The following is a 25,273-nucleotide window of genomic DNA, read 5'->3' as shown; positions in this document are numbered from 1 at the left end:
GGTACGGATGGTTGACCGGACCGCTCGCGGGGCGCTTGTCACACCTTCAGGTACTTGCGCAACGCCAGGAAGGCCGCCAGGGAAGGCATCAGGAGCCCGATGAAGAGCACGTACGGCAGCTTGCCGATCATCGCTCCCCAGCCCAGGAAGTCGATGAGCTCCATCCGGTCCCGCAGTGCGAAGCCGTGGTCGATCACGAAGTACTGGCCGGAGACGAGCATGCCGCAGGCGAGGACCGCGCCGATGAGGCCGGCGACGGCCGCCTCCATGATGAAGGGGAACTGGATGTAGAAGCTGGAGGCACCCACCAGCCGCATGATCCCCGTTTCCCGCCTCCGGCTGAACGCCGAGACGCGCACGGTGTTGACGATCAGCAGCAGGGCCACGATCAGCATGATCAGCATGATGCCGAGCGCGGCGATGTTGACGGAGTTGAGGAGCCCGAAGAGGGCCTCCAGCGACTGGCGCTGGTCGTCGACGGTGTGGATGCCGTCCCGCCCGACGAAGGCGGAGGTGACGACCTTGTACTTCTCCGGGTCGTTGAGCTTGACCCGGAAGGACTCCTGCATCTGGTCGGGCGTGATGGAGGAGGCCAGCGCCGTGTGCCCGTACTGCTCCTGGTAGTGCTTGTACGCCTCGTCCGCCGACTCGTGGGCGACGGACTTGACCAGGGACATCTGCTTGAGCTCGGACTCGATCTGCTTCTTCTGCTCGTCGGTCACCGCACCCTTGCGGCAGGTGGCGACCCCCAGGTCGCCCGCCGACCCGGCCGCCTTGTTGGCGGCCTCGGTCGCCTGCTCGGCGTCCTGCTTGTTGCAGAGGTAGATCGAGACGTTGGCCTTGTCGTACCAGTAGCCCTTCATGCTGCTGACCTGCTCGCGCATGAGCAGGGAGCCGCCGAACAGGGCCAGCGACAGGGCCACGGAGATGATGACCGCGAAGGTCATGGTGAGATTGCGACGGAGACCGACGCCGATCTCCGACATGACGAACTGGGCGCGCATTGCGTCTCAGGGACCTTTCAGTGCTGGTAGCCGTAGACGCCGCGCGACTGGTCGCGCACGAGTCGGCCCTGTTCGAGTTCGATGACGCGCTTGCGCATCTGGTCGACGATCTGCTGGTCGTGCGTCGCCATGATCACGGTGGTGCCGGTCCGGTTGATCCGGTCCAGCAGCTTCATGATCCCGACGGAGGTCTGCGGGTCGAGGTTGCCGGTGGGCTCGTCCGCGATCAGCAGTGCGGGGCGGTTGACGAAGGCGCGGGCGATGGCCACGCGCTGCTGCTCACCGCCGGAGAGCTCGCCGGGCATCCGCTCTTCCTTGCCGCCGAGGCCCACCAGCTCCAGGACCTGCGGGACGGCCTTGCGGATCTCGCCCCTCGGCTTGCCGATCACCTCCTGGGCGAAGGCGACGTTCTCGGCCACCGTCTTGTTGGGCAGCAGGCGGAAGTCCTGGAACACGGTCCCCAGCTGGCGCCGCATCTGCGGGACCTTCCAGTTGGAGAGTTTGGCGAGGTCCTTGCCCAGGACGTGCACCTGGCCGTGGCTCGCCCGCTCCTCGCGGAGGATGAGCCGAAGGAAGGTGGACTTGCCCGAGCCGGAGGAGCCGACCAGGAAGACGAACTCGCCCTTCGCGATGTCGAGGGAGACGTCCCTGAGTGCGGGACGGCTCTGCTTCGGGTAGGACTTGGAGACGCTGTCGAAACGGATCACGGGTGCACCACGGTCGCCGGGAGTAGGTGTGCGTGACCATACGCGAACGGGCGCGAGGTGGGGACCCGGCATCCTGACTTGCCCCTTTTATCCCCTGGTCCGGGAGGGTTGGGACCGCGATTGCCCGGACGGGCCGCGCCGAATGTCGGCGGAGCTGGCACAGTGGTGGGGGGAACGGTCTCGTTCCCCCCAGCGTTGTACGAGGGGACGAGAGGAGGAGCGCATGACATATGACCGGCTCGTGTGCGCGAACTGCGCCGCACCCGTCAGCCAGGGCCGCTGCCCTGTGTGCCGGGCGAACCGGGAGCGCCTCCAGCAGGAGGGCCCCTTCTCCGGACTGAACCCCGTGGCGCTCATCGTCCTCATGGTGGTTCTCGTGGCCGCTCTGGTCGTGGTGGCCCAGCAGACCGCGTAGGCGTACCGATCACGACGGATGCCTGATGGAGTATGACGAAGGGCCCGGACACCACTGGTGTCCGGGCCCTTCGTCATGCGTCGTCGCGTTTAAGCGGTCTGCTCCTGCTGCTTGCGCCAGCGGATACCGGCCTCCAGGAAGCCGTCGATCTCGCCGTCGAGCACCGCCTGCGGGTTGCCGACCTCGAACTCCGTCCGCAGGTCCTTGACCATCTGGTACGGGTGCAGGACGTAGGACCGCATCTGGTTGCCCCAGGAGCTGCCGCCGTCCTTGAGGGCGTCCATCTTGGCCTGCTCCTCCTGGCGGCGCCGCTCCAGCAGCTTGGCCTGGAGGACGTTCATGGCGCTGGCCTTGTTCTGGATCTGCGAGCGCTCGTTCTGGCAGGAGACCACGATGCCGGTCGGCAGGTGCGTGATGCGCACGGCCGAGTCGGTCGTGTTGACGCCCTGACCGCCGGGGCCGGAGGCGCGGTACACGTCGATGCGCAGCTCGCCCTCGTCGATCTCGACGTGGTCGCTGGACTCGACGACCGGCAGCACCTCGACGCCCGCGAAGGAGGTCTGGCGGCGGCCCTGGTTGTCGAAGGGCGAGATCCGGACAAGGCGGTGGGTGCCCTGTTCGACGGAGAGGGTGCCGTAGGCGTACGGGGCCTTGACGACGAAGGTGGTCGACTTGATGCCGGCCTCCTCCGCGTACGAGGTCTCGTAGACCTCGGTCGGGTAGCCGTGGCGCTCGGCCCAGCGCAGGTACATGCGCTGGAGGCGCTCTGCGAAGTCGGAGGCGTCGACGCCGCCGGCCTCGGCGCGGATGTTGACCAGGGCCTCGCGCTCGGCGTACTCGCCGGAGAGCAGGGTCCGGACCTCCATCTCGTCCAGCGCCTTGCGGACGGCGACCAGCTCGGTCTCCGCCTCGGCGAGGGTGTCCGCGTCCTCCATCTCCTGGGCGAGCTCGAAGAGGACCGCGAGGTCGTCGATGCGGCCGCGCAGGCCCTCGGTCTTGCGGACCTCGGCCTGGAGGTGCGAAAGCTTGCTCGTGATCTTCTGAGCGGCGTCCGGGTCGTCCCACAGGGACGGCGCGGCGGCCTGCTCCTCGAGCACGGCGATTTCTGCCCTCAGCTTGTCGAGGTCCAGGACGGCCTCGATCGACCCCATGGTCGAGGAGAGGGACTTCAGCTCTTCGGAAACATCGACGACTGCCACGGGTCCAGCGTAGCCGGTCATCGGAGCGTGCCGTCCGGGCAGGCCAAATCACCCGTACTGGTGAACGCGGGTACGGGCGTACGCTCACCGTATGACCGTTCTCCTCGTCAAGCGCCGCCATGTGGACCACATGCGCGTCACGACGACCAGCTGTCTGCCGCCGGACCATCCCCAAGCCTGATCCACGCCGATCCGACTTGGTCCTGTACGCGGCCCTGCGGCCCCGGCCCATCCCTGCCGGCGGCCCTCCCCTCCCGCGGCCCCCGCCACCTCAAGGGGAACAGGACCCCGTGACATCCGAAACGGAGCCGTCATGCCGTCCGCGCACTCCTCCCTTCCCGTCCTGGACCTCTCCCAGGCCGACGATCCGGCCCAGCGGGCCGACTTCCTGAAGCAGCTGCACGCAGCGGCCAGGGACACCGGATTCCTGCACCTCACCGGGCACGGCGTCACGGACGCCGAGACCGCCCGCATCCTGGCCGTGACCAAGGCCTTCTTCGCCCTCCCGGAAGCCGACCGGTTCGCCGTGAGCAATCTCAGGTCGCCGCACTTCCGCGGCTACACCCGGATCGGCCACGAGCTGACCGGCGGGGCCTCCGACTGGCGGGACCAGCTGGACGTCGGGGCCGAGCGCCCCGCTCCGGTGGTGGGGCCGGACGACCCGCCGTACCTGTGGCTGGAGGGCCCGAACCTGTGGCCGCAGGCCCTCCCGGAGCTCCGTACGGCGGTGCTGGAATGGCAGTCCCGCCTGGCCGCGGTGGCCCACCGGCTGCTCCAGGAGCTGCTGGTCTCGATCGGCGCCCCGGCCGACTTCTTCGACGAGGCCTTCGCGGACCGCCCCCACCTGCACACCAAGCTGATCCGCTACCCGGGATCCGCCCCGACGGGTGCGGACCAGGGTGTGGGCGCCCACAAGGACTACGGCTTCCTGACCCTCCTGCTCCAGGACTCGGTGGGCGGGCTCCAGGTGGTCCGGGACGGGGGCTACCTGGACGTGCCGCCGCTGCCGGGCGCGTTCGTCGTCAACCTGGGCGAGCTGCTGGAGATCGCGACCGAGGGCTATCTGACGGCGACCGACCACCGGGTGGTCAGCCCGCCGGGGGCGGTGGAGCGGTACTCGGTGCCGTTCTTCTACAACCCGCGGCTGGACGCGGTCATCGAGACGGTCCCGGGCGACTACCTCGCGTCCGCACCCGGGATCGCGCACGACGCGTCGAACCCGCTGCACGCGGAGTACGGCCGCAACGAGCTGAAGGGCTGGGTCCGCGCCCACCCCGCCGTCGCACGCCGCTGGCACCCGGAACTGGTCGGGGCGTAGCCGCCGTCCCCGGGCGGGGGCCCGGTGACCCGCCGGCCCCCGCCCGGGGGCGCTACGGCTTCGCCGGGCGCGACTGCTTGGTGTCCTGCGGAGCGGCCGGCTCGTCGGCGCCCGAGACGGCGAGCCAGGTCCCCAGCCCGACCGCGGCGGCCAGCACGACGGCCGCGGCCGACAGTGCCAGGCGCCGCTTGCGGGCGGCCTCGGCCCGGTGCCGCGCGGAGCCCGGGCGGTGGCCGCCGGCCGGCCTCGGCACCCGCGCGGTGCCCAGCGCACCGCCCGCCAGCTCGTCCGGTCCCGGCACCCGCATCGAGGTGTGGGTGTCCCGGTTGGAGTCCGTCGCGGAACCCGGCACCAGCGGGACCACGCCCCGGCGGCGGACCGGATCGGCGACCGGCTCCTCCGAAGGGCCGGCCTCCGGTTCCGCGTCGTCCGGCTCGTCCACGTCCAGCGGCGGCATCCCGGCCAGCAGCGGCAGCAGCTCCCGCAGGCGTACGGAGAGCTCCGAGGCGCGCAGCCGCGAGGCCGGCGCCTTGGCCAGGCACTGCACGATCAGCTGCCACAGCTCGTCGGGGATCCCCGGCAGCGGGACGACGGTCTCCGTCACGTGGCGGCGCAGCACCGCGCCCGGGTGGCCCCCGCCGAAGGGGGTGAAACCGGCCAGGAGCTCGTACAGGACGGTGGCCAGGGCGTATATGTCCACCGCCGCCCGCGGGGGCAGGCCCTCGACGATCTCCGGCGCCAGGTAGTCCGGGGTGCCGATGATCCGGGTGGTGGGGGCCGATACCCGGCCGGCGGAGGCCCGCCGCGGGGTGTCGATCAGCTTGGCCACGCCGAAGTCGGTCAGCAGCGCCGGGTGCGAGCCGCCCGGGCCCAGCGGGCCCTGCATGTCCAGCAGGACGTTCTCGGGCTTGACGTCCCGGTGGACGACCCCGGCCGCGTGCGCGGCCGCCAGCGCGTCGGCGACGTCCGCGACGATCGCCACGGCCGCCTCGGGGGCGAGCCGCCGCTCGCGGTCCAGGCGCGTGCGCAGGTCCGTACCGCGGACGAGGTCCATGACGAGGGCGAGGTCGTTGCCGTCGACGACGAGGTCGCGGACGGATACGACGTGCGGATGCTCCAGGCCGAGCAGCGCGCTGCGCTCCTGGACGAACCGTCCGACCAGCTCCTGGTCGGACGCGAGGTCCTCGCGCAGCAGTTTGACGGCGACGGGGCCGTCAGGCCCCTCGCCCAGCCACACCGTGCCCGCGCTGCCGCGCCCCAGGATCTGGTGCGCGGTGTACCGGCTGCCGATCTTCCGTGCCACGACTGCTCCCTCAGCGGCTGGCGTACGCACCAAAGCTACGCGGCCGGGTGGGCGTTGGAGGCCAGCAGGGGCCCGGAATCGCGGCGACCTTCACTTCTGCGGGCGAAATCACGTCCCAGAAGTCGACAAATCCACGAACTCGGCGCTACGGGGTCCGTCTCAGGGCGCGGAGGAGCCCGTGGAGCCTGTCGCGTCCCCGATGGCGCTGATCCAGTCGACGATGCCGGTACCCCAGCTCCACACCTGGTCCCACCATCCCTTGCCGGTGCCGACCCACTCCTGGAGCGGGGTCAGTTCCCAGATCAGCCATCCGCCGACGAACATCAGCAGGATCATGACCAGGCAGCCCTTGAGGCAGCCGAGGCCGGGGATCCGTACCGGGTTGGCGCTGCGGCGACGCGGCTCGCGCGGCTCACGCGGGGCCTGCGGGGGCTGCTGCCGGGGCGGCGGGCTCTGCGGAGGCTGCTGCTGCGGGGGCTGCGGCTGGCGGTACTGGGGCTGCTGCGGCTGCTGGTACTGCTGCGGCTGCGGCTGGTAGTGCTGCGGGGGCGGCGGCGCGTACTGCTGCTGCGGCTGCTGCTGGTACTGCTGCTGCGGCGGGCCCTGCCGGTACGGCTGCTGCGGCTGGCGCTGCGGCGGCTGCTGCTGCTGCGGCTGGTGCTGCGGCGGCGGAGGAGGAGGCGCCTGCCGCTGCGGGCGGCGCCGCAGCGGGTCCTCGCTCGGGTCGAGGTACTGGACCTGCGTCTGCTCGTTGCGGTCGCGGACGGCGCGCAACTGCGACTCCCACGGGTGCGGCTGGTCCGGCCGCTGCACCGGCGGCATGACCGAGGTGGCGTCGGCCGCGCCGACCGGCGGCATGACGCTGGTCATCGCGTTCGGGTCGTAGGCTCCGGCCGGCATCGCCCCGGCGCCGCCGGGCAGCACCTGGGTGGCGTCCGCGGCGCTCGGGGTCTGGGGGACCGGGGCCGGCGAGGGGTCGGGCGCGAGCAGCGCGCCGACGCCGAGCGCGGCCTCCACCTCGGCGGCCGTGGAGTGCACGCCGATGCCGGAGGCGACCACGCGCAGCCCGCGGGCCAGGCTCTCGGCGCTGGGGCGCTCGTTCGGCTCCTTGCGCAGGCAGCGCTCGACGACGGTCCACAGCGGCTCGGGCACCGTCGAGGGGCGCTGCGGCTCCTCGCTGAGGTGGCGGTGGAGCACCTCCAGGGCCGTGCCGCCCGCGAACGGCGGACGGCCGGTGAGGAGCTCGAACAGCAGGATGCCGGCGCCGTAGATGTCGACGGCGGAGGTCTGCGGGCGGCCCTCGGCGGACTCCGGGGCGACGTAGGCCGGGGTGCCGACGAACTCGTGCGTGCGGGTCAGGCCCGGGGAGTCCGCGAGGCGGGCGATGCCGAAGTCGGTGAGCATCGGCTTCATCTGCCCGCCGCGCTCGTCGAGCAGCACGTTGGCGGGCTTCAGGTCGCGGTGGACCACCCCGTCGGCGTGGCTGGCCGCGAGCGCGTCCGCGATCTGGGCGGTCAGCAGGCTCGCCGCGACGGGGGTGAAGGCGCCGTTCTGGCGGAGGTATTTGTGCAGGTCGGGACCGTCGATCAGGTCCATGACGAGCGCGAGCAGGTCCCCCTCGACCACGAGGTCGCGGGTGCGCACGATGTTGGGGTGCGTCAGGCGCAGCAGGACCGAGCGCTCGCGCAGGAAGCGCATGACGATGTCCGCGTCCTGGGCCAGCTCCTCCTTGAGGACCTTGATGGCCACCGTCTCGCCGGGCTGCCCGGCGACGGCCGCCTCGGCACCCGCGGCCTCTCGCTGGCGGGCACGCCAGACGGTGCCCGTGGCGCCGCGCCCGAGCGGCTCCTCGAGCAGGTATTTGCTGCCGACTGGCCGCACGTCTCGCGCTCCCCTGCTGTCGTCTGCTGTGGTCGATCCGTTGACTGGTTTTTCCGGCCCACTCTAGGGGGTGTCCCCGTGAAAGACGCCGGGCGCCGAAGGTTGGTTGCCGCACATATGTACGAAGGGTGATGTTTGCGGGGTATGCCGGAGGCGATTTTCCCCCACCCGTTGTCCGATAAGCGTGAGGTCCGCGCCCCGCCACGACCGATCAAGATCAATTGTCGGCGGGTGCCGGGCGTGTTGTCGGCGACAGGTGCGAGGATGCACCCGTACGGAACGGCACGGGACGGGAGCCCCGCCTTCCGGCAGACCTGACCGGACGACGCGTCCGTGCCGGGTGGGGGGCGACCGGGCGGCCATGTCCCGCAATTCCCCTGCCGGGCGCACACACCGCGCACCGCGCAGAAGGGACCGCTGACGGCGATGCAGATCCGGCTGACCGTCCTCGGGTCGCGCAGCGGCCACCAGCCCGCGACCGCCCCGGTGAGCTGTGACGTGCTCGTCACCGCGCCCGCCGGCACCGTGCTGGCCGCGGTCGCCTCCGGGCTCGCCGCGACCGTCGGCGGGCCCGACACCGGGGGCACGGTCGTGCTCTACGCCGGCGCCGAGCGGCTCGACCTGCAGCGGCGGGTGCTGGGCGAACCGCCCCTGGTGGACGGGGCGGTGGTGGCCCTGCACGGCCCGGTGCCGGACGTCCTGCCGGAGGAGAGCCTCGGCGCGCCCCAGCTGCACGTGGTCGCCGGGCCCGACGCGGGCGGGGTGCACCTGCTGCACAGCGGGCAGATCCGGGTGGGCCGGTCCTCCGACGCCGACGTCCCGCTGGACGACCCGGACGTGTCCCGGCTGCACTGCGCGGTCACGGTGATGCGGGACGGCCGGGTGGCCGTGGCCGACCTGGACTCGACGAACGGCACCACGCTCGACGGCTCCCCGGTGGGGCCGCAGCCGGTGGCACTGCCGCCGGGCGCCCTGCTGCGGGTGGGCGAGTCCACGCTGCGGCTGGCGCCCGCGAGTGCGGACGGCTCCGCCCTGACCGTGATACCGGACCTGGAGGGTCACCTCGCGCTCCCCGGCCGCGGCGCGCCCGCCTCCGGCGCGGGGTCCGGGGCGGGCCAGGCGCCGCAGGCGCCACCGGGGGACCTCCCCGCGGCCGCCGGACCGGCCGCCGGACCCCGGACCGCCGGGGGCCCCGCCCCCAGCCCCCTGCCGGGCGCGCTCCCCGCGGCGCCCGGTACCTCCGGCATGCCCGGTACCTCCGGCACGCCCGGTGCGGAGCACGCGGGCGACCCCCGCCCCGGCCCGTACGGCGCCCCCGGCACGCAGACGGGCCCCGCGCCCGGCCCCGCGCAGGCGGGCCGCCGCAAGGGGCTCGGGGCCTGGGCCAGGAAGTGGGTGCGGGGAGAGGAACCGACCGGGCCCGGGGCCGCGCCGCAGGCCGTCCCGGCCGCGCCCGACCCCGACGACCCCGCCGCGCTGCTGCTGGCCGCGCTGGGGCCCACCGGACGGTTGTGGTCGCGGGACCCGGGGCATCCCCGGGTCCTGGAGGTGGGGCTCGGCGCCGGGAGCCGGGTGGCGCTGCGCGAGGTCGGCGCGCTCGGCCTCGCCGGTCCGCGGGCCAGACTGGCCGGGGTCGCCCGCTGCGTGATCGCTCAGCTCGCCGGCCTGCACGCGCCCGGGCAGCTGGAGATCGTGCTCGTCTCCACCGACCGGGCGCGCCCGCTCGCCGAGCGCCGCCGCGACTGGGGCTGGCTCGGCTGGCTGCCCCACGTACGGCCCGCGCATGGCCAGGACTGCCGCCTGCTCCTCGCGTACGACCGCGACCAGGCCGCCGCCCGCACCGGTGAGCTGACCCGGCGCCTCGACGACGGTCCCCTCGGCGCGCACTGGGCCGCCGCGGACGCCGAGCGGGTACGGCAGGCCGCCGACGCGTACGAGGGCCCGTACACGCTCGTCGTCCTCGACGGCGATCCCGGCGCGGGCCCGCTGCGCGACGTGGCCGGGCGGCTCGCCTCGCACGGCCCGGCCGCCGGCATCCACGTGCTGGCGCTGGCCGAGGCTCCGGCGGCGACGCCCGCCTCCCCGGTCACCGAGACGTACGAGGCCGCCTGCGCGAGCACCCCGCCGTTCCGGGACTGCGGCGCGGTCGCCCTGCTCAGCGGCGATGTGGCCACGGCCGTACGGACCTTCGCGGTCAGCGGCGGCCGGCCGGTCCCGAACGGCGACACCGCCACCGCCGACGCCGTCTCCGCGGCCTGGGCCGAGCGGTTCGCCCGGGCGCTGGCGCCGCTCCGCGCCGACAGCGGGACCGCCGAGCCGTACCGGCCGGCCGCCGCCGCCCTGCCGGCCACCGCGCGGCTGCTGGACGAGCTGGGGCTGGCCCGGGCCACCCCCGCCTCCCTGATGGCCCGTTGGGCCGCCGCCACCGAGCAGGGGCAGGGGGTGGGCGGCCTGGCCGAGATCGTGCTGGGCAGCGGACGGCGCGGCGTCGTCGGCGCCGAGCTGGCCCACGACGGTCCGCACCTGCTGGTCGAAGGGCCGGCGGGCAGCGGGCGGACCGAGCTGCTGCGGTCGGTGGCCGCGTCCCTGTCGGCGGCCGCCCGGCCCGACCGGCTGGGGCTGGTCCTGCTCGACGGGGCGGGCGGCGAGCGCGGCGACGGACTGCAGCCCTGCACCGAACTGCCGCACGTCTCGGCCCATCTGGTGGCCTCCGATCCGCTGCGGATGCGGGAGTTCGCCCAGGCGCTGGGCGCGGAGCTCAAGCGCCGCGACGAGCTGCTGGACGGGATGGCGTTCGCCGAGTGGCACGCACGCCGTGAGGTATCCGACCGGATGGTCTCGCCGCGCCCGCCCACCCCGGGTGAGCTGCGCGGCGACCTGGACAGCCAGCGCACGGGCACGCTCCGGCTGCGCGCCTCGGCCATCCGTACCGATCCCGCGGCGCCGGGCCCGCTGCCCCGCCTGGTGGTGCTGGTCGACGACTTCGACGCGCTGGTCGCACCGGGGCTCGGCGCCACGGGCCGCCCCGCCGCCGGTTCGGTGGTCCGGGTCCTGGAGGCGGTGGCCCGCGAGGGCGCCCGGCTCGGCGTGCACCTGGTGGCCGCGAGCGCCCGCCCGGACCGTACGGCCGACACCGGGCTGGCCAGGCTGACGACGCTGCGCGTGGAGCTCGACGCCCCCGACCAGCCGGGTCCCGGCCGCGGTCTGCTCCGGTACGCGGACGGCCGGACGGTCCCGTTCCAGGCGGGCCGGGTCACGGGCCGGATCCCCCGTACGGCCACGCTGCGGCCGACGGTGGTACCGGTGGAGTGGGAGCGTATGGGTGATCCGCCGGCCCGCCGCCCGGTGCGCGAGCTGGGCAACGGACCGACCGACCTCGCACTGCTGGCCAGCGCCCTGGACCGGGCCTCGCACCTGGTCTCGGCGATACCCGTGCTGTTCCCGGCGGCCCCCTGACGGCTCCCTGACGGCTCCCCGCGAGCCCCCGAGGGGGTCCCCGGATGCCGGGACGCGGTATTGCGGGGGCGCGCGGGGCGGCGTAGACCTGTGGTCCGGGACACATCATGAACCTCGGGGGCAGAGCCATGCGCAAGCACGGAACGAGCCGTACGACGTACCGCTGGGCGGCCCTGGCCGCGGCCGGCGCGCTCGCGCTCACCGCGTGCGGGAGCGACCCGGACACGAAGGCGGATCCGCCGCGGGCCGGGACCTCGGCCGGACCGACGGTGGAGTTACCGCAGCTGACGGGTGAGAAGCTCTCGGTCGCCGCCGTCTGGACGGGCCCGGAGCAGGAGAACTTCACCAAGGTCCTGAAGGAGTTCGAGAAGCGGACGGGCGCCTCCGTCACCTTCGTCCCGGCCCAGGACCCGATCGTCACCTTCCTCGGTTCGAAGATCGCGGGCGGCGTCCCGCCGGACGTGGCGCTGCTGCCGCAGGTCGGGGCGCTGGTCTCGGCGGTGCAGAACAAGTGGGCGCAGCCGGTGGGCCCGGAGGCCCAGGCGCAGCTCGACAAGAACTACTCGGCGGGCTGGAAGGCGCTCGGTGCCGTCGACGGCACCCAGTACGGCGTGTACTACAAGGCCGCCAACAAATCGCTGATCTGGTACAACGCGAAGGCCTTCGAGGCGGCGGGCGTCAAACCCCCGACGACCTGGAAGGACCTGATCACCGCGGCCGACACGCTGTCCGCCTCCGGTACGCCGGCGGTCTCGGTGGCCGGCGCGGACGGCTGGACGCTCACGGACTGGTTCGAGAACGTGTACCTCTCCCAGGCCGGTCCGCAGAAGTACGACCAGCTGGCCAAGCACCAGATCAAGTGGACCGACAACAGCGTCAGGCAGGCGCTGACCACGCTGGGCGAGCTGTTCGGGCGCAAGGACTTCCTGGCGGGCGGCCCCAGCGGCGCCCTGTCCACCGAGTTCCCGAAGTCGGTGACGCAGACCTTCACCGGCGGCGACCGCCCGGCGGCCGCGATGGTCTTCGAGGGCGACTTCGTGGCGGTGAACATCGCGCAGACGGAGGCGAAGGTGGGTGAGGACGCCCTCGTCTTCCCCTTCCCGGCGGTCGGCGGCAAGTCGCCGGTGGTCTCGGGCGGTGACGTGGCGGTGGCGCTGAAGCCGTCGAAGGGCGCGCAGGCGCTGCTGACGTTCCTGGCTTCGCCGGACGCGGCACAGATCCAGGCCCGCGAGGGCGGTTTCGTCTCCCCGAACAAGGGGGTCGATCCGGCCGTCTACCCCAACGACATCCAGCGGGGCATCGCGAAGGCGCTGATCGCGGCGGGCGACGACTTCCGCTTCGACATGTCGGACCAGGCTCCGGCGGCCTTCGGCGGGACCCCGGGAGCCGGCGAGTGGAAGGCGCTCCAGGACTTCCTGGCGAATCCGTCGGACGTGGCGGGCACCCAGGCGAGACTGGAGGCGGACGCGGCCAAGGCCTACGGGAACTGATCCCGTGGGAGCCACGGCCGCCCCGGCTTCACGGTCCGCGGAGGCCCGGCGCCGCCGCCTCGTCGCGGCGGCGTTCCTCCTGCCCGCCCTGGTGCTGCTCGGCGCGCTCGTCGTGCATCCCATCGGCTACTCGGTCTACCGCAGCTTCTTCGACCGCTCCGGCGACACGTTCGTGGGCGGCGGCAATTACCGGGAGATCCTGCACGACGACACGATCCGCACGGCCCTGAAGAACACGGCGCTGTGGGTGGTGCTGGCGCCGACCACGGCCACCGCCCTCGGCCTGATCTTCGCGGTGCTCACCGAACGGGTGCGCTGGGGAACGGCGTTCAAGCTGCTGGTGTTCATGCCGATGGCGATCTCGATGCTGGCGGCGGGCATCATCTTCCGTCTCGTCTACGACCACGACCCCGACCGGGGCATCGCGAACGCGGTCTGGGTCGGCGTCCACGACACCTTCGCGGAGTCCTCGGCCTTCCCCAAGGCCCGCCCGGGCCGGGACTCCCCGCTGGCGGACGCCGGCGGGGGCGCCTTCGTGACCCGCGATCCCGTGCGGGCGGGCACTCCGGCGCTGCTCCCGCTGGTCGGCGTGGCCCCGGAGGCGCTGCCCGGGGGGACCCGTACGGCCAGGGCAGCCGACGCCGAGCCCGGCAAGGTCACGGGGACGGCCTGGCAGGACTTCACCCGTGGCGGGGGCGGCCGTACGAACGCGGTCGACCCCACCGAGCAGGCCTTCGCAGGAATGCGGATCGAGGCGGTCAAGGACGGCAAGGTGGTCGACACCGCGACGGCCCGCGCCGACGGCACCTTCACCCTGTCCGCGAAGGCCGACGGGGCGCTGCTGCGCCTGCCGGCGGTGAACTTCCAGGAGGCGTACGGGGGAGTCCAGTGGCTCGGCCCGACGCTCGTCACCCCGGCGGTCATCGGGGCGTACGTGTGGATGTGGGCCGGGTTCGCGATGGTGCTGATCGGGGCCGGGCTGGCCGCCGTGCCGCGGGAGCTGCTGGAGGCGGCGCGCGTGGACGGGGCGAACGAGTGGCAGGTGTTCCGCCGGATCACCGTCCCGGTGCTGGGGCCCGTCCTCGTGGTGGTGCTCGTCACCCTGGTCATCAACGTCATGAAGATCTTCGACCTGGTCTTCGTGATCGCGCCGGGGGCGGTGCAGGACGACGCGAACGTGCTCGCGCTCCAGCTGTACCGGACCTCCTTCGGCACGGACGCCGATCCGGGCCTGGGCAGCGCGATCGCCGTCCTGCTGCTGGTACTGGTGGTCCCGGTGATGCTGGTGAACATCCGCAGGCTGCGCAAGGAGGGGTCCCGATGAGCGGCTGCGACCGGGCGCCGGACCCGATGAAGGTGGCCGTACCGGCGGTGGCGCTGCCGGCGGCGGCCGCGCCGACGGCCCGTCGGCGGGCAGCGGGCCGGGCCGGCTTCTCCAAGCTCGCCGCGAGCGGTCTGGTGCGCCTCTTCCTGGTGGGGGCCGCGCTCTTCTGGCTGCTGCCCACCGTCGGCCTGCTCCTCTCCTCCTTCCTCTCCCCCACCGACCTCAACGAGGGCGGCTGGTGGCAGGTGCTGACCGCGCCCTCGCGGCTGACGGCCGGCAACTACGAGCGGCTGCTGGCGAACGACACGATCACCGGCTCGCTGCTGAACACGGTCGCGATCGCCGTCCCCGCGACGCTGCTCGTCCTCGTCCTGGGCGCGTTCGCCGGATACGCCTTCGCCTGGCTGGACTTCCCCGGACGGGACTGGCTCTTCCTGGTCGTCGTCGGGCTGCTGGTCGTCCCGGTCCAGGTGGCGCTGATCCCGGTCTCCGAACTCTTCGGCGCCATCGGGCTGTTCGAGACCACCGCGGGGGTGGTCCTCTTCCACACGGCCTTCGGGCTGCCCTTCGCCGTGTTCCTGCTGCGGAACTTCTTCGCGCAGATCCCGCGCGAACTGCTGGAGGCGGCGCGCCTGGACGGCGCGGGCGAACTGCGGCTGTTCGCACGGGTGGTGCTGCCGCTGGGCGCTCCGGCGATCGCCTCGCTCGGCATCTTCCAGTTCCTGTGGGTGTGGAACGACATGCTGGTCGCGCTCGTCTTCGCGGACTCGGCGAACCCGCCGGTGACGGTCGCGCTCCAGCAGCAGGTGCGGCAGTTCGGGAACAACATCGACGTACTGGCGCCCGGCGCGTTCCTGTCGATGGTGGTGCCGCTCGTCGTCTTCTTCGCCTTCCAGCGGCAGTTCGTGTCGGGGGTGATGGCCGGGGCGATCAAGTAGCGCATGCCGGTTGACGTGCGACGTTGACGCTCGGTAACCCGGTTGCCGCACACTGCGTAACCCGGTCGCCACGCCGGGGGTTCCTTGGGGGCACTCCCCCAGCCTCCGGCCGGGGGGACCTCCACCCAGCGGTAGCCGGGGGAGCCATATGCCTGCCCGCCGACCCCTGGATGTGCCGTGCCCCGGTTCAGCGTCATCGTGCCCGCGTACAAGGTCCAGGCGTACCTCCAGGAGAGTCTGGACTCGGTCCTGACGCAGTCGTACCCGGATCTGGAACTGATCGCGGTCGACGACGCCTCCCCGGACGCCTGCGGCTCGATCATCGACGAGTACGCGGCCCGCGACCCCCGGGTCACCGCGGTGCACCTGGCGCACAACCTCGGGCTGGGCCCGGCCCGCAACGCGGGTCTGGCCCGGGCCACGGGCGACTACCTGGTCTTCCTCGACGGCGACGACACCCTGGCCCCCGGCGCCCTGCAGGCCGTCACCGACCGGCTGAAGGCCGCCGGCTCCCCCGACGTCCTGGTCTACGACTACGCGCGCACCTTCTGGACCGGCGAGCTGGTGCGCAACCGCCTCTCGCACCGGCTGTCCGAGGAGGGACCGGCCAGCTTCCGCCTCGCCGACCGCCCGACGCTGCTCGGCATGCCGATGGTGGTGTGGAACAAGGCCTACCGCCGCGAGTACGTGGAGCGCGAGGGCTTCACCTTCCCGCCCGGCTTCTACGAGGACACCCCCTGGACCTACCCGGCGCTGCTGGCCGCGGAGTCCGTCGCCGTCCTGGACCGGGTCTGCGTGCACTACCGCCAGCGGCGCACGGGGTCGATCCTGACCACCTCCAGCCGCCGCCACCTCGACATCTTCGACCAGTACGACCGGGTCTTCGGCTACCTCGCCGGCCGCCCGGAGCTGGAGCGCTGGCGCCCGGCCGTGCACCGGCGGATGGCCGAGCACTTCTGCGCCCTGTACGCCGACCCGCGCCGGCTCCCGCGCGCGAGCCGGCCCGAGTTCTTCGGCCGGGCCTGCGCCCTGCTGCGCCGCTACCGGGCCCCGGGCGGCGCGGGCGCGCTGCCGCTGCCGCTGTCCCGGACCGACCGCGCGCGGCACGCCCTGATGCGGCTGGGAGCCCGGCGCACCTACCGGCTGCTGTCGGTCCTGCGCTCGGCGGCCCTGGCGGCGGGACGCGGCGGCCCGGCCCTCTGGCGGGGGCTGCGCGAGAGCGCCCTGCGCCTGCACTACCGGCTCCAGCGCCTGCTGCCCCTGCGCCAGGAGCTGGCGGTCTTCTCCGCGTACTGGCACGGCGGTTACGCCTGCAACCCGGCGGCGATCGAGGCGAAGCTGCGGGAGCTGGCGCCCCGGATGCGGACGGCGTGGATCTGCGACCCGGCGCACGCGGCGACCCTGCCCCGGGAGACGGCGGCGCTGCGCCCGGGCTCGGCGGCGTACTGGACGGCCCTCGCCAGGGCCACGTACCTGGTCACGAACGTCAACTTCGAGCGCAGCCTGGTCAAGCGCCCGGGCCAGGTCCTGGTCCAGACCCAGCACGGGACCCCGCTCAAGCGGGTCGGCCTCGACCTCCAGGACCGGCCGGCGGCCACCCCGACCACGGACTTCGCGGGCCTGCTGCGGGGCGCCGACCAGTGGGACTACCTGCTCTCCGCGAACCGGCACTCCACCCTGGTCTGGGAGCGGGCCGTCCCGTCCTCGTACACCACCCTGGAATACGGCTACCCGCGCAACGACGTGTTCCACCGTGCCACCCGGGCGGACGTCCTCGACCTGCGCGAGCGGATCGGCATCGCGCCCGGCTCGACGGCGGTCCTGTACGCGCCCACGCACCGGGACTACCGGCGCAGCAGGCCGGACCACCTGGACTTCGAACGGGTGCTGCGCGATCTCGGGCCGCGGTTCACGCTGCTGGTGCGCACGCACCTGACGTACGCGGACTGCCCGGCGGCCGCCCCCGACCCGCACCCGCGCCTGATCGACGTCTCCTCGCACCCCTCGGTGGAGGAACTCTGCCTGGCCTCGGACGCGTTGGTGACGGACTACTCGTCCCTCATGTTCGACTACGCGGCGCTGGACCGGCCGATCGTGATCCACGCGGACGACTGGGAGGCGTACGAGGCCGCCCGTGGCACCTACTTCGACCTCCGCTCCTGCCCGCCGGGGGCGGTCGCCCGCACGGAGGACGAGCTCGTGGACATCTTCGCCACCGGCCACTGGCAGGGCTCGCGCTCCACCCAGCTGCGGGCCGCCTTCCGCTCGCGCTTCTGCTCGTACGACGACGGAAACGCGGCCGAGCGCGTCGTGCGCCGCGTCTTCCTGGGGCAGTCGGCCCCGATCCCGCCGGTCACCCCCCTGGAGGACCGCCGGCCCGCCCCCGCCCCGGCCCCGGCACTGACCCCGGGCCGGCCGTAACGGCTGCGGGCCGCCCGCCGGGCACGGCCGTCAGGCGGCGCGCAGGCCCGCGACCACCGAGCGGGCCAGCTCGTCGAGGTAGCCGGCGGGGACGGCGTCGCGGACGACCACCTGCCGCCAGTACAGCGGCCCGATCGCCAGATCGAGCGCCCGCCCCGGATCGGTGCCCTCCGGCAGCTCACCGCGCGCGACGGCGCCGGAGACGATCCCCTGCGCCATCCGCCGCTGCCCGTCCAGCAGCGCGCCGCGCACCGCGTCCGCGATCTCGGGATTGCGCGCCGCCTCGACCAGCAGGTCGGGGATCACCGCCGAGGCCACCGGATGCCGCAGCACGTGTGACATGACCTCCAGCAGGGCCCGTACGTCCCCGTACAGCGACCCCGTCTCCGGCACCGGCAGGCCGTCCGCCGCGAAGGCGCCCACCAGATCCAGGACCAGGTGCAGCTTCGACTTCCACCGCCGGTAGACCGCGGTCTTCCCGACCCCCGCCCGCCGCGCGATGCCCTCGATGGACATCCGGGAGAAGCCGACCGCGGCCAGTTCCTCCACCACCGCGTCCCGGATCGCCTCGGTCACGTCCTGGCGCAGGACGGCGGCCCCGGCGGGGGCGCGGCGGGCGGGGGCGGGGGCGGCTGGCTCCGTGGTCACGCGCACAGCATAGCTTCGCGCGTCACGACGATACGGTTGCGTTCCGACGCACTCCGCCCTAACCTCACCGTAGCGACGATACGGACCCGTCCCATCGCCACCCGCCCCGACCCCGGCGAAAGCGACCCTTGTGACCACCGCGACCGCAACCAAGACCGCACCCCCGCCCGCGACACCCGCGGAGCTGGCCGCCGCCCACGGCCTGACCCTCAGCGGCGCCCGCCCCACGCTCCCCCGCTACGTCGCGGAGCTCTGGGACCGCCGCCACTTCGTCACCGCCTACGCGACGGCCCGCATGCGGGCCACGTACAGCACGGCGAAGCTCGGCCAGGTCTGGCACCTGGCGACCCCGCTGCTCAACGCGGCGGTCTACTACTTCATCTTCGGCATCGTCATGCGGGCCAGTCACGGCGTGCCCGACTACGTGCCGTTCCTGATCACCGGCGTCTTCGTCTGGGACTTCATCGGCAGCTCCGTCAACGCCGGCACCCGCGCCGTCCACAGCAACCTCGGCCTGGTCCGCGCCCTGCACTTCCCCCGCGCGAGCCTGCCCCTCTCCACCGTCATCCAGCTCTTCCAGCAGCTGCTCGTCACCATGGGCGCCCTGGTCGTCCTGCTGCTCGCCTTCGGCCAGACGCCCGCCCCGTCGTGGCTCCTCGCCGTCCCGACCCTCCTGCTGATGGCCTGCTTCGCCGCCGGCTGCGCGATGGTGCTGGCCCGCATCGGCAGCAAGAGCCCGGACGTCAGCCAGCTGATGCCGTTCGTCCTGCGCACCTGGATGTACTCCTCGGGCGTCATGTGGTCCATCGACTCGATGCTCACGACGGACCACCTGCCGCACTGGGTGTCGATGATGCTCAAACTCAACCCCGCGGCCGTCTACATCGACCTGATGCGTTTCGCACTGATCGACAGCTTCGGGGCCCACTCGCTCCCGCACCACGTGTGGCCGATCGCCATCGGCTGGGCGCTGCTCGCCGGCGCCGGCGGATTCATCTACTTCTGGAAGGCAGAGGAGGAGTACGGCCGTGGCTGACACCGCAACCGGGACCCGCGTCCCCACCGTGATCGCGGACGAGGTCCACGTCGTCTACAAGGTCCACGCGGGCGGCGGCCGCAAGGGCGGCGCCACCGCCGCGCTCAGCCGGATCTTCTCCCGCAGGCCCGCCCCCGGCGTCCGCGAGGTGCACGCCGTCAAGGGCGTCAGCTTCACCGCGTACAAGGGCGAGGCCATCGGCCTCATCGGCTCCAACGGCTCGGGCAAGTCCACCCTGCTCAAAGCCATCGCCGGCCTCCAGCCGGTGGCCCGCGGCGCGGTGTACTCGCACGGCCAGCCCTCGCTCCTCGGCGTGAACGCCGCCCTGATGAACGACCTGACCGGCGAACGCAACGTCATCCTCGGCGGCCTCGCGATGGGCATGTCCAGGCAGCAGGTCCACGAGCGCTACCGGGACATCGTCGACTTCTCCGGGATCAACGAGAAGGGCGACTTCATCTCCCTGCCCATGCGTACGTACTCCTCCGGCATGGGCGCCCGGCTGCGGTTCTCCATCGCCGCCGCCAAGGACCACGACGTGCTGATGATCGACGAGGCCCTCGCCACGGGCGACGCCGCCTTCCAGCGGCGCAGCCAGGCCCGCATTGAGGAACTCCGCCAGCGCGCGGGCACCGTCTTCCTCGTCAGCCACGGCATCAACACGGTCCGCGAGACCTGCGACCGCGCGATCTGGCTGGAGTCGGGCGTCCTGCGCATGGACGGCCCCTCCGCCGAGGTCTGCGACGCGTACGAGGCCTTCACCTCGGGCGGCTGACCGCCCGGCAGCGGCGCCGCACCCGGAACGCGAACGGGGCCGGGCCCGGGACCCTGTGGTCCCGGGCCCGGCCCGTCCGCGTTACACCCGCCCAGCGGTCAGCTGTGGGCGCGCAGCAGGCTGCGCATCGTCCGCATCGCCACCGACAGGTTCGCCAGGTCGAAGTCGTCCGAGCCCCGGATCTCGTCCAGGGTCGTCCGGGCCCGCCCGATGATCGCCGCGTTCTTCTCCTCCCACGCCCGGAAGCGCTCCTCGGGAGTCGAGCTGCCGTTGCCCACCGACAGCACGTCGGCGGTCAGGGCGGCGTGCGCCGCGAACAGGTCCTCGCGGATGGAGGCGCGGGCCATGGACTGCCAGCGGTCGGCCCGCGGCAGCTCGATGATCCGGTCCATCAGCTGGGTGATGTCGAGGCGGTCGGCGAGGTCGTAGTAGACCTCGGCGACGTCCAGCGGAGCCACACCGGTGCGGTCCGCGATCGCGACGACGTCGAGCGTCGGGAAGGCCGAGGAGAAGCCGGCCACCTTGGCCGCCAGTTCCTCCGGGACGCCCTCGCCCGTCAGCTCGTCCATGATCGACTGGTACCACTCCAGGTCCGCACCGCGCACCAGCTTGGGCAGCTCGGCCCAGACGTCCCCGACCCGCTTCACGAAGAAGTCGATGGTCTCGGTGATCTGGAGCGGCTGCGGCCGGTTGTTCAGCAGCCAGCGCGTACCGCGCTCGACCAGGCGTCGCGAGTGCAGCCGGATCCGGGTCTGGACGCTGGCCGCGACCTTGTTGTCGAGGGCCTCGACGGAGTCCCACACCTCGGCCAGGCCGAAGATCTCGCGGGCCGCGAGCTGCGCCCGGACGATCTCCTCCGTGGAGGCGCCGGTCTCCTCGCGCAGGCGGTGCAGGAAGGTCGAACCACCGGTGTTGACCGTGTCGTTGACCAGCAGCGTGGTGGTGATCTCCCGGCGCAGCGCGTGCCCCTCGACCTGCTCGGGGAACTTCTCGCGCAGGGCGGCCGGGAAGTAGGCGAAGAGCAGGCGGCGCAGGTACGGGTCGTCCGGCAGCCCGGTGGCGATGAGCTCGTCCGCCACCGTGATCTTGGTGTAGGCGAACAGGACGGCCAGCTCCGGCTGGGTCAGACCCCTGCCGTTGCTCAGCAGTTCACGGATCTGCCGGTCGGTGGGCAGGAACTCCAGCTCCCGGTTGAGCAGCCCCCCGCCCTCCAGGCGGCGCATGAAGCGCTGCTGCGCGTGGAGCAGGCTGGGGGCCTGCGCCGCGCCGTTGGCGAGCGCCGTGTTCTGCGCGTAGTTGTTGCGCAGCACCAGCCAGCCGACCTCGTCGGTCATCTCGGCGAGCAGCTTGTTGCGCTGCTTGACGGTCATGTCGCCGTCCGCGACGACCGCGTTGAGCAGGATCTTGATGTTCACCTCGTGGTCGGAGGTGTCCACGCCGGCGCTGTTGTCGATGGCGTCGGTGTTGATCCTGCCGCCCTGGCCGCCGGCGCCGGAGCGGGCGAACTCGATCCGGCCGAGCTGGGTCAGACCCAGGTTGCCGCCCTCGCCGATGACCTTGGCCCGTACGTCGGAGCCGTTGACGCGGATGGCGTCGTTGGCCTTGTCGCCGACGTCCGCGTGCGTCTCGGCCGTGGCCTTGACGTACGTACCGATGCCGCCGTTCCACACCAGGTCGACGGGGGCCTTGAGGATCGCCTGCATCAGCTCGGCCGGGGTCATCTTGGTGATGCCCGCCTCGATGCCGAGGGCCGCGCGGATCTGCGCGTTGACCGGGACGGCCTTCGCGGAACGCGGGTGGATGCCGCCGCCCGCAGAGATCAGCGAGGTGTCGTAGTCGGCCCACGAGGAACGCGGCAGCTCGAACAGGCGGCGGCGCTCCGCGTAGGAGGTGGCCGCGTCCGGGTCCGGGTCGATGAAGATGTGCCGGTGGTCGAAGGCCGCGACCAGGCGGATGTGCTCGGAGAGCAGCATGCCGTTGCCGAAGACGTCGCCGGACATGTCGCCGACGCCGACGACGGTGAAGTCCTGGGTCTGGGTGTCGTGGCCCAGCTCGCGGAAGTGCCGCTTGACGGACTCCCACGCGCCGCGGGCCGTGATGCCCATGCCCTTGTGGTCGTAACCGGCCGAGCCGCCGGAGGCGAAGGCGTCGCCGAGCCAGAAGTTGTACGAGACCGCGACCTCGTTGGCGATGTCGGAGAACGTCGCGGTGCCCTTGTCGGCGGCGACGACGAGGTAGGCGTCGTCCTCGTCGTGGCGGACCACGTCCTGCGGCGGCACGACCTCGCCCGCCACCAGGTTGTCGGTGATGTCGAGCAGCGCCGAAATGAAGGTGCGGTAGCAGGCGATGCCCTCGGCGAGCCAGGCGTCGCGGTCCACGGACGGGTCCGGGAGCTGCTTGGCGACGAAGCCGCCCTTGGCGCCGACCGGCACGATCACCGTGTTCTTCACCATCTGCGCCTTGACCAGGCCGAGGATCTCCGTACGGAAGTCCTCACGCCGGTCGGACCAGCGCAGACCACCGCGCGCGACCTTGCCGAAGCGCAGGTGCACGCCCTCGACCCGCGGCGAGTACACCCAGATCTCGAACGCCGGGCGGGGCGCCGGCAGGTCCGGGATGGCCCGGGGATCGAACTTCATCGACACGTAGTCGTGCCATTCGAAGCCGTGCGCCTCCTGGAAGAAGTTGGTCCGCAGCGTCGCCTTGATGAGGGTGAGGAAGGCCCGCAGGATCCGGTCCTCGTCGAGCGAGGCGACCTGGTCCAGGGCCCCGTCCAGCTCCTCCAGCATGGCGTCGATGAGCTCGGTGCCGGCGGTCTGCCGCGCGGGGGACATCCGGGCCTCGAACAGCGAGACCAGCAGCCGGGTGGTGTGGACGTTGTTGCGGAGGGTGTCCTCCATGTAGTCCTGGCTGAAGGTGGAACCGGCCTGGCGCAGGTACTTGGCGTACGCGCGCAGGACGACGGCCTGCCGCCAGGTCAGCCCGGCGCTCAGCACCAGGGTGTTGAAGTTGTCGTTCTCCGCCTGTCCGGTCCATACGGCCGCGAAGGCCTCCTGGAAGCGCTCGCGGGCGTCGTCGCCGGCGTAGTTGGTCGTCGCCGCGCCGTCGCCGGTCCCGGCGGGCATCCGCAGACCGAAGTCGTAGATCCAGGCGCTGACCCGGTCGGTGCGGCGCAGCTCGTACGGGCGCTCGTCGGTGACCTCGACGCCCAGGCGCTGCAGCACCGGCAGGACCGCGGAGAGCGAGACCTGCTCGCCGGTGCGGTAGATCTTGAACCGGCGCTCGCCGGGGGCCGCGCCGACCGGCTCGTACAGTGACAGCGCGAACGGCCGGTCGCTGGCGGAGAGCCGCTCCAGGTGGCAGAGGTCGGCGACGGCGGCGCGCGGCGAGTGGTCGGCCTTGTAGCCCTCGGGGAAGGAGGTGCCGTACTTGCGCAGCAGCTCGGCGGCACGTTCCTCACCGAGCTCGGCGACCAGGGCCTCGCCGAAGCCGTCGGCCCAGGAACGGGCGGCGTCGACGAGGCGGCCCTCGATGCGCTCGACGTCGCCGTCGGTGAGGACGGGCAGTTCCTTGCCCTGCGGAACGCGGACGACGAAGTGGATGCGCGAGAGGATCGACTCGGTGTTCCACGCCGTGAAGTCGACGCTGATGCCGCCCAGTTCCTCCTTCAGGATGTCCATCAGGCGCAGCCGGACACCGGTGGTGAACCGGTCGCGCGGCAGGTAGACGAGCGCCGAGTAGTAGCGGCCGTACTCGTCCTGGCGCAGGTACAGCCGCAGCCGGCGGCGTTCCTGGAGGTACAGGACCGAGGTGACGATCGACTGGAGCTGGTCGACGGGCGTCTGGAACAGCTCGTCGCGCGGGTACGTCTCCAGGATCTGCAGCAGGTCGCGGCCGTCGTGGCTGGACGGCGCGAAGCCGGCCCGCTCCAGGACCTCGGCGACCTTGCGGCGGACGACCGGGACGCGGCGCACGGACTCGGTGTACGCGGCGGAGGAGAACAGGCCGAGGAAGCGGCGCTCGCCGACGACGTTGCCGTCGGCGTCGAACTTCTTGACGCCCACGTAGTCGAGGTACGAGGGGCGGTGCACGGTGGAGCGGCTGTTGGCCTTGGTCAGCACCAGCAGGCGGTGCTCGCGGGCCTTGGCGCGGGCGTCGGCGGGCAGTCGGTTGAACGACGGCGAGACGGGGTGGCCGTCGTCCTTGCCGCTGTGGTGCGGGTCGGAGCGCAGGATGCCGAGGCCGGTGCCGGGGACGGCCGAGAGGGCGTCGCCGTCGACGAGGTTGTACTCGCGGTAGCCGAGGAAGGTGAAGTGGTCGTCGGCCAGCCAGCGCAGCAGTTCGCGGGCCTCTTCGAGCTCGTACTCGCGCAGGTCCGGTGCGGTCGGCTCCTCGGGCAGGCCTTCGGCGATGCGCAGCGCCGCGTCGCGCATCTTCTCCCAGTCCTCGACGGACTCGCGTACGTCGGACAGGACGCGCGCCAGATCGCCGTTGATCTGCTTGAGGTCGGCGCGGTCGGTCTCGCGGTCGATCTCGACGTGGATCCAGGACTCCACGAGGGAGTCGTGGGGGCGCGCGGTACGGGGGCCGTGCGCGTCGCAGTCGGGTCCGAGGATCTCGATCAGCTTGCCGGTGACGTCACGGCGGACGACGACCTGCGGGTGGATCACGACGTGGATGCCGCGGCCCTGGCGGGACAGCTCGTTGGTCACGGAGTCGACGAGGAACGGCATGTCGTCCGTGACGACCTCGACGACCGAGTGGCTGGAGGTCCAGCCGTTCTCCTCGACGGTGGGCGTGTGCACGCGCACGCTCGCGGTGCCCTGCGGACGGTTCTCCGCGAGCCGGTAGTGCGAGAGCGCCGCGCCGAACACGTCGACCGGGTCCCGGTCCAGCAGGTCCTCGGGGGCGGTGTGCAGGTAGTAGCGCTGGAGGTAGGCGAGCACTGTGTCCCGGTCGGGACGCTCCCCCGGCTCGGACCCAGTCGGAAGTAGCCCCCCGGCCGGGCTGTTCTCAGCTACCCGTGCCGCCCGCGCGAGCAGCTCGGCCTTTGCTTCGTCCAGCTTGGTCTGCATGTCCTCTGGCTCCTGTCGCGCGCCATTGCGTGACGTAGGTGAAGGAAGGAATGGCGTAGCGCCGCGAGGCGGGATGTCCGTCCGGGACCGACGCTATGCCGTCGAGAAGGCCTGCCGGGAGGGAATCGGCCATGATCGGCGAGAGGTCCCGGCGGCGGAAATCAGCGAAGGCCCGGGCACGGTCGTGCGCCGGGCGCAGGCCGGAGGCTCCAGTGCCCCCGATGACTATCGCGCTGATCACGGGTACAAGGCTATCTCGCCCTACCCCCCGGTCGTCATGCAC

The 25,273-nt window shown here is 72.6% G+C and carries 16 protein-coding genes; 9 read left to right on the top strand and 7 right to left on the bottom strand.

The genetic code is table 11. From position 1 onward, the window contains the following. Positions 1-38 precede the first annotated feature (38 nt). Both ftsX and ftsE read right to left on the bottom strand, forming a co-directional pair. Positions 39-1,004: a permease-like cell division protein FtsX gene (gene ftsX / locus ACFCZ1_RS22595; protein WP_362392190.1), complete on the bottom strand. Its 966-nt coding sequence runs from the start codon at positions 1,002-1,004 to the stop codon at positions 39-41. 17 nt (positions 1,005-1,021) lie between these two features. After that, positions 1,022-1,711, bottom strand: a complete 690-nt coding sequence (gene ftsE / locus ACFCZ1_RS22590) for a cell division ATP-binding protein FtsE (RefSeq protein ID WP_328925968.1) — start codon at positions 1,709-1,711, stop codon at positions 1,022-1,024. A gap of 223 nt (positions 1,712-1,934) precedes the next feature. On the opposite strand from ftsE, the gene ACFCZ1_RS22585 reads away from it, so the two are divergent. Further along, positions 1,935-2,126, top strand: a complete 192-nt coding sequence (locus ACFCZ1_RS22585) for a hypothetical protein (RefSeq protein WP_376680074.1) — start codon at positions 1,935-1,937, stop codon at positions 2,124-2,126. Between the two features lie 89 nt (positions 2,127-2,215). Here ACFCZ1_RS22585 and prfB read toward each other — a convergent pair whose 3' ends face one another. Beyond that, a complete protein-coding gene (prfB, locus tag ACFCZ1_RS22580) occupies positions 2,216-3,325 on the bottom strand; it encodes a peptide chain release factor 2 (RefSeq protein ID WP_376680073.1) in 1,110 nt (369 codons plus the stop codon). Between the two features lie 313 nt (positions 3,326-3,638). On the opposite strand from prfB, the gene ACFCZ1_RS22575 reads away from it, so the two are divergent. Beyond that, positions 3,639-4,643, top strand: a complete 1,005-nt coding sequence (locus ACFCZ1_RS22575) for an isopenicillin N synthase family dioxygenase (RefSeq protein ID WP_376680072.1) — start codon at positions 3,639-3,641, stop codon at positions 4,641-4,643. 52 nt (positions 4,644-4,695) lie between these two features. Here the strand turns inward: ACFCZ1_RS22575 and ACFCZ1_RS22570 are convergent, their stop codons facing one another. Beyond that, complete coding sequence (locus tag ACFCZ1_RS22570) at positions 4,696-5,946, bottom strand: serine/threonine-protein kinase (protein WP_376680071.1); 1,251 nt, start codon at positions 5,944-5,946, stop codon at positions 4,696-4,698. A 159-nt stretch (positions 5,947-6,105) separates the two neighbouring features. Continuing rightward, entirely contained in the window at positions 6,106-7,827 is a 1,722-nt protein-coding gene (locus ACFCZ1_RS22565) for a serine/threonine-protein kinase (protein ID WP_376680070.1), read from the bottom strand. A gap of 426 nt (positions 7,828-8,253) precedes the next feature. Between ACFCZ1_RS22565 and ACFCZ1_RS22560 the strand changes: the two genes are divergently transcribed. From ACFCZ1_RS22560 to ACFCZ1_RS22540, 5 genes are all read left to right on the top strand, one after another. Next, entirely contained in the window at positions 8,254-11,283 is a 3,030-nt protein-coding gene (locus ACFCZ1_RS22560; RefSeq protein ID WP_376680069.1) for an FHA domain-containing protein, read from the top strand. 128 nt (positions 11,284-11,411) lie between these two features. Beyond that, on the top strand, positions 11,412-12,773 hold the full coding sequence (locus tag ACFCZ1_RS22555) for an ABC transporter substrate-binding protein (protein WP_376680068.1): 1,362 nt from the start codon (positions 11,412-11,414) through the stop codon (positions 12,771-12,773). Between the two features lie 4 nt (positions 12,774-12,777). Continuing rightward, a complete protein-coding gene (locus ACFCZ1_RS22550) occupies positions 12,778-14,097 on the top strand; it encodes a carbohydrate ABC transporter permease (RefSeq protein WP_376680067.1) in 1,320 nt (439 codons plus the stop codon). 26 nt (positions 14,098-14,123) lie between these two features. Further along, a complete protein-coding gene (locus ACFCZ1_RS22545; protein WP_376680138.1) occupies positions 14,124-15,035 on the top strand; it encodes a carbohydrate ABC transporter permease in 912 nt (303 codons plus the stop codon). Positions 15,036-15,212: 177 nt separating this feature from the next. Next, a complete protein-coding gene (locus ACFCZ1_RS22540; protein ID WP_376680066.1) occupies positions 15,213-17,456 on the top strand; it encodes a CDP-glycerol glycerophosphotransferase family protein in 2,244 nt (747 codons plus the stop codon). A 30-nt stretch (positions 17,457-17,486) separates the two neighbouring features. Here ACFCZ1_RS22540 and ACFCZ1_RS22535 read toward each other — a convergent pair whose 3' ends face one another. Further along, positions 17,487-18,104 (bottom strand): TetR/AcrR family transcriptional regulator, encoded by a 618-nt coding sequence (locus ACFCZ1_RS22535; RefSeq protein ID WP_376680065.1) that lies wholly within the window; start codon positions 18,102-18,104, stop codon positions 17,487-17,489. A 130-nt stretch (positions 18,105-18,234) separates the two neighbouring features. Between ACFCZ1_RS22535 and ACFCZ1_RS22530 the strand changes: the two genes are divergently transcribed. Further along, positions 18,235-19,140, top strand: coding sequence for an ABC transporter permease (locus ACFCZ1_RS22530; RefSeq protein WP_376680064.1), 906 nt, complete (start codon positions 18,235-18,237; stop codon positions 19,138-19,140). Then, entirely contained in the window at positions 19,133-19,915 is a 783-nt protein-coding gene (locus ACFCZ1_RS22525) for an ABC transporter ATP-binding protein (RefSeq protein ID WP_376680063.1), read from the top strand. The genes ACFCZ1_RS22530 and ACFCZ1_RS22525 overlap by 8 nt, the downstream gene beginning before the upstream one ends. A gap of 98 nt (positions 19,916-20,013) precedes the next feature. Here ACFCZ1_RS22525 and ACFCZ1_RS22520 read toward each other — a convergent pair whose 3' ends face one another. Further along, on the bottom strand, positions 20,014-24,990 hold the full coding sequence (locus ACFCZ1_RS22520) for an NAD-glutamate dehydrogenase (RefSeq protein WP_376680062.1): 4,977 nt from the start codon (positions 24,988-24,990) through the stop codon (positions 20,014-20,016). Positions 24,991-25,273 lie beyond the last annotated feature (283 nt).

The organism is Streptomyces sp. NPDC056224, from assembly GCF_042267665.1.
Classification (GTDB): domain Bacteria; phylum Actinomycetota; class Actinomycetes; order Streptomycetales; family Streptomycetaceae; genus Streptomyces.
This window is presented reverse-complemented; position numbering and strand designations above follow the sequence as displayed.

What these genes read in the sequence shown, in the direction of transcription:
- ftsX (WP_362392190.1), bottom strand. Translation starts at nt 1,004, where the DNA reads ATGCGCGCCCAGTTCGTCATGTCGGAGATCGGCGTCGGTCTCCGTCGC.
- ACFCZ1_RS22585 (WP_376680074.1), top strand. Translation starts at nt 1,935, where the DNA reads ATGACATATGACCGGCTCGTGTGCGCGAACTGCGCCGCACCCGTCAGC.
- ACFCZ1_RS22575 (WP_376680072.1), top strand. Translation starts at nt 3,639, where the DNA reads ATGCCGTCCGCGCACTCCTCCCTTCCCGTCCTGGACCTCTCCCAGGCC.
- ACFCZ1_RS22560 (WP_376680069.1), top strand. Translation starts at nt 8,254, where the DNA reads ATGCAGATCCGGCTGACCGTCCTCGGGTCGCGCAGCGGCCACCAGCCC.
- ACFCZ1_RS22555 (WP_376680068.1), top strand. Translation starts at nt 11,412, where the DNA reads ATGCGCAAGCACGGAACGAGCCGTACGACGTACCGCTGGGCGGCCCTG.
- ACFCZ1_RS22545 (WP_376680138.1), top strand. Translation starts at nt 14,124, where the DNA reads ATGAAGGTGGCCGTACCGGCGGTGGCGCTGCCGGCGGCGGCCGCGCCG.
- ACFCZ1_RS22520 (WP_376680062.1), bottom strand. Translation starts at nt 24,990, where the DNA reads ATGCAGACCAAGCTGGACGAAGCAAAGGCCGAGCTGCTCGCGCGGGCG.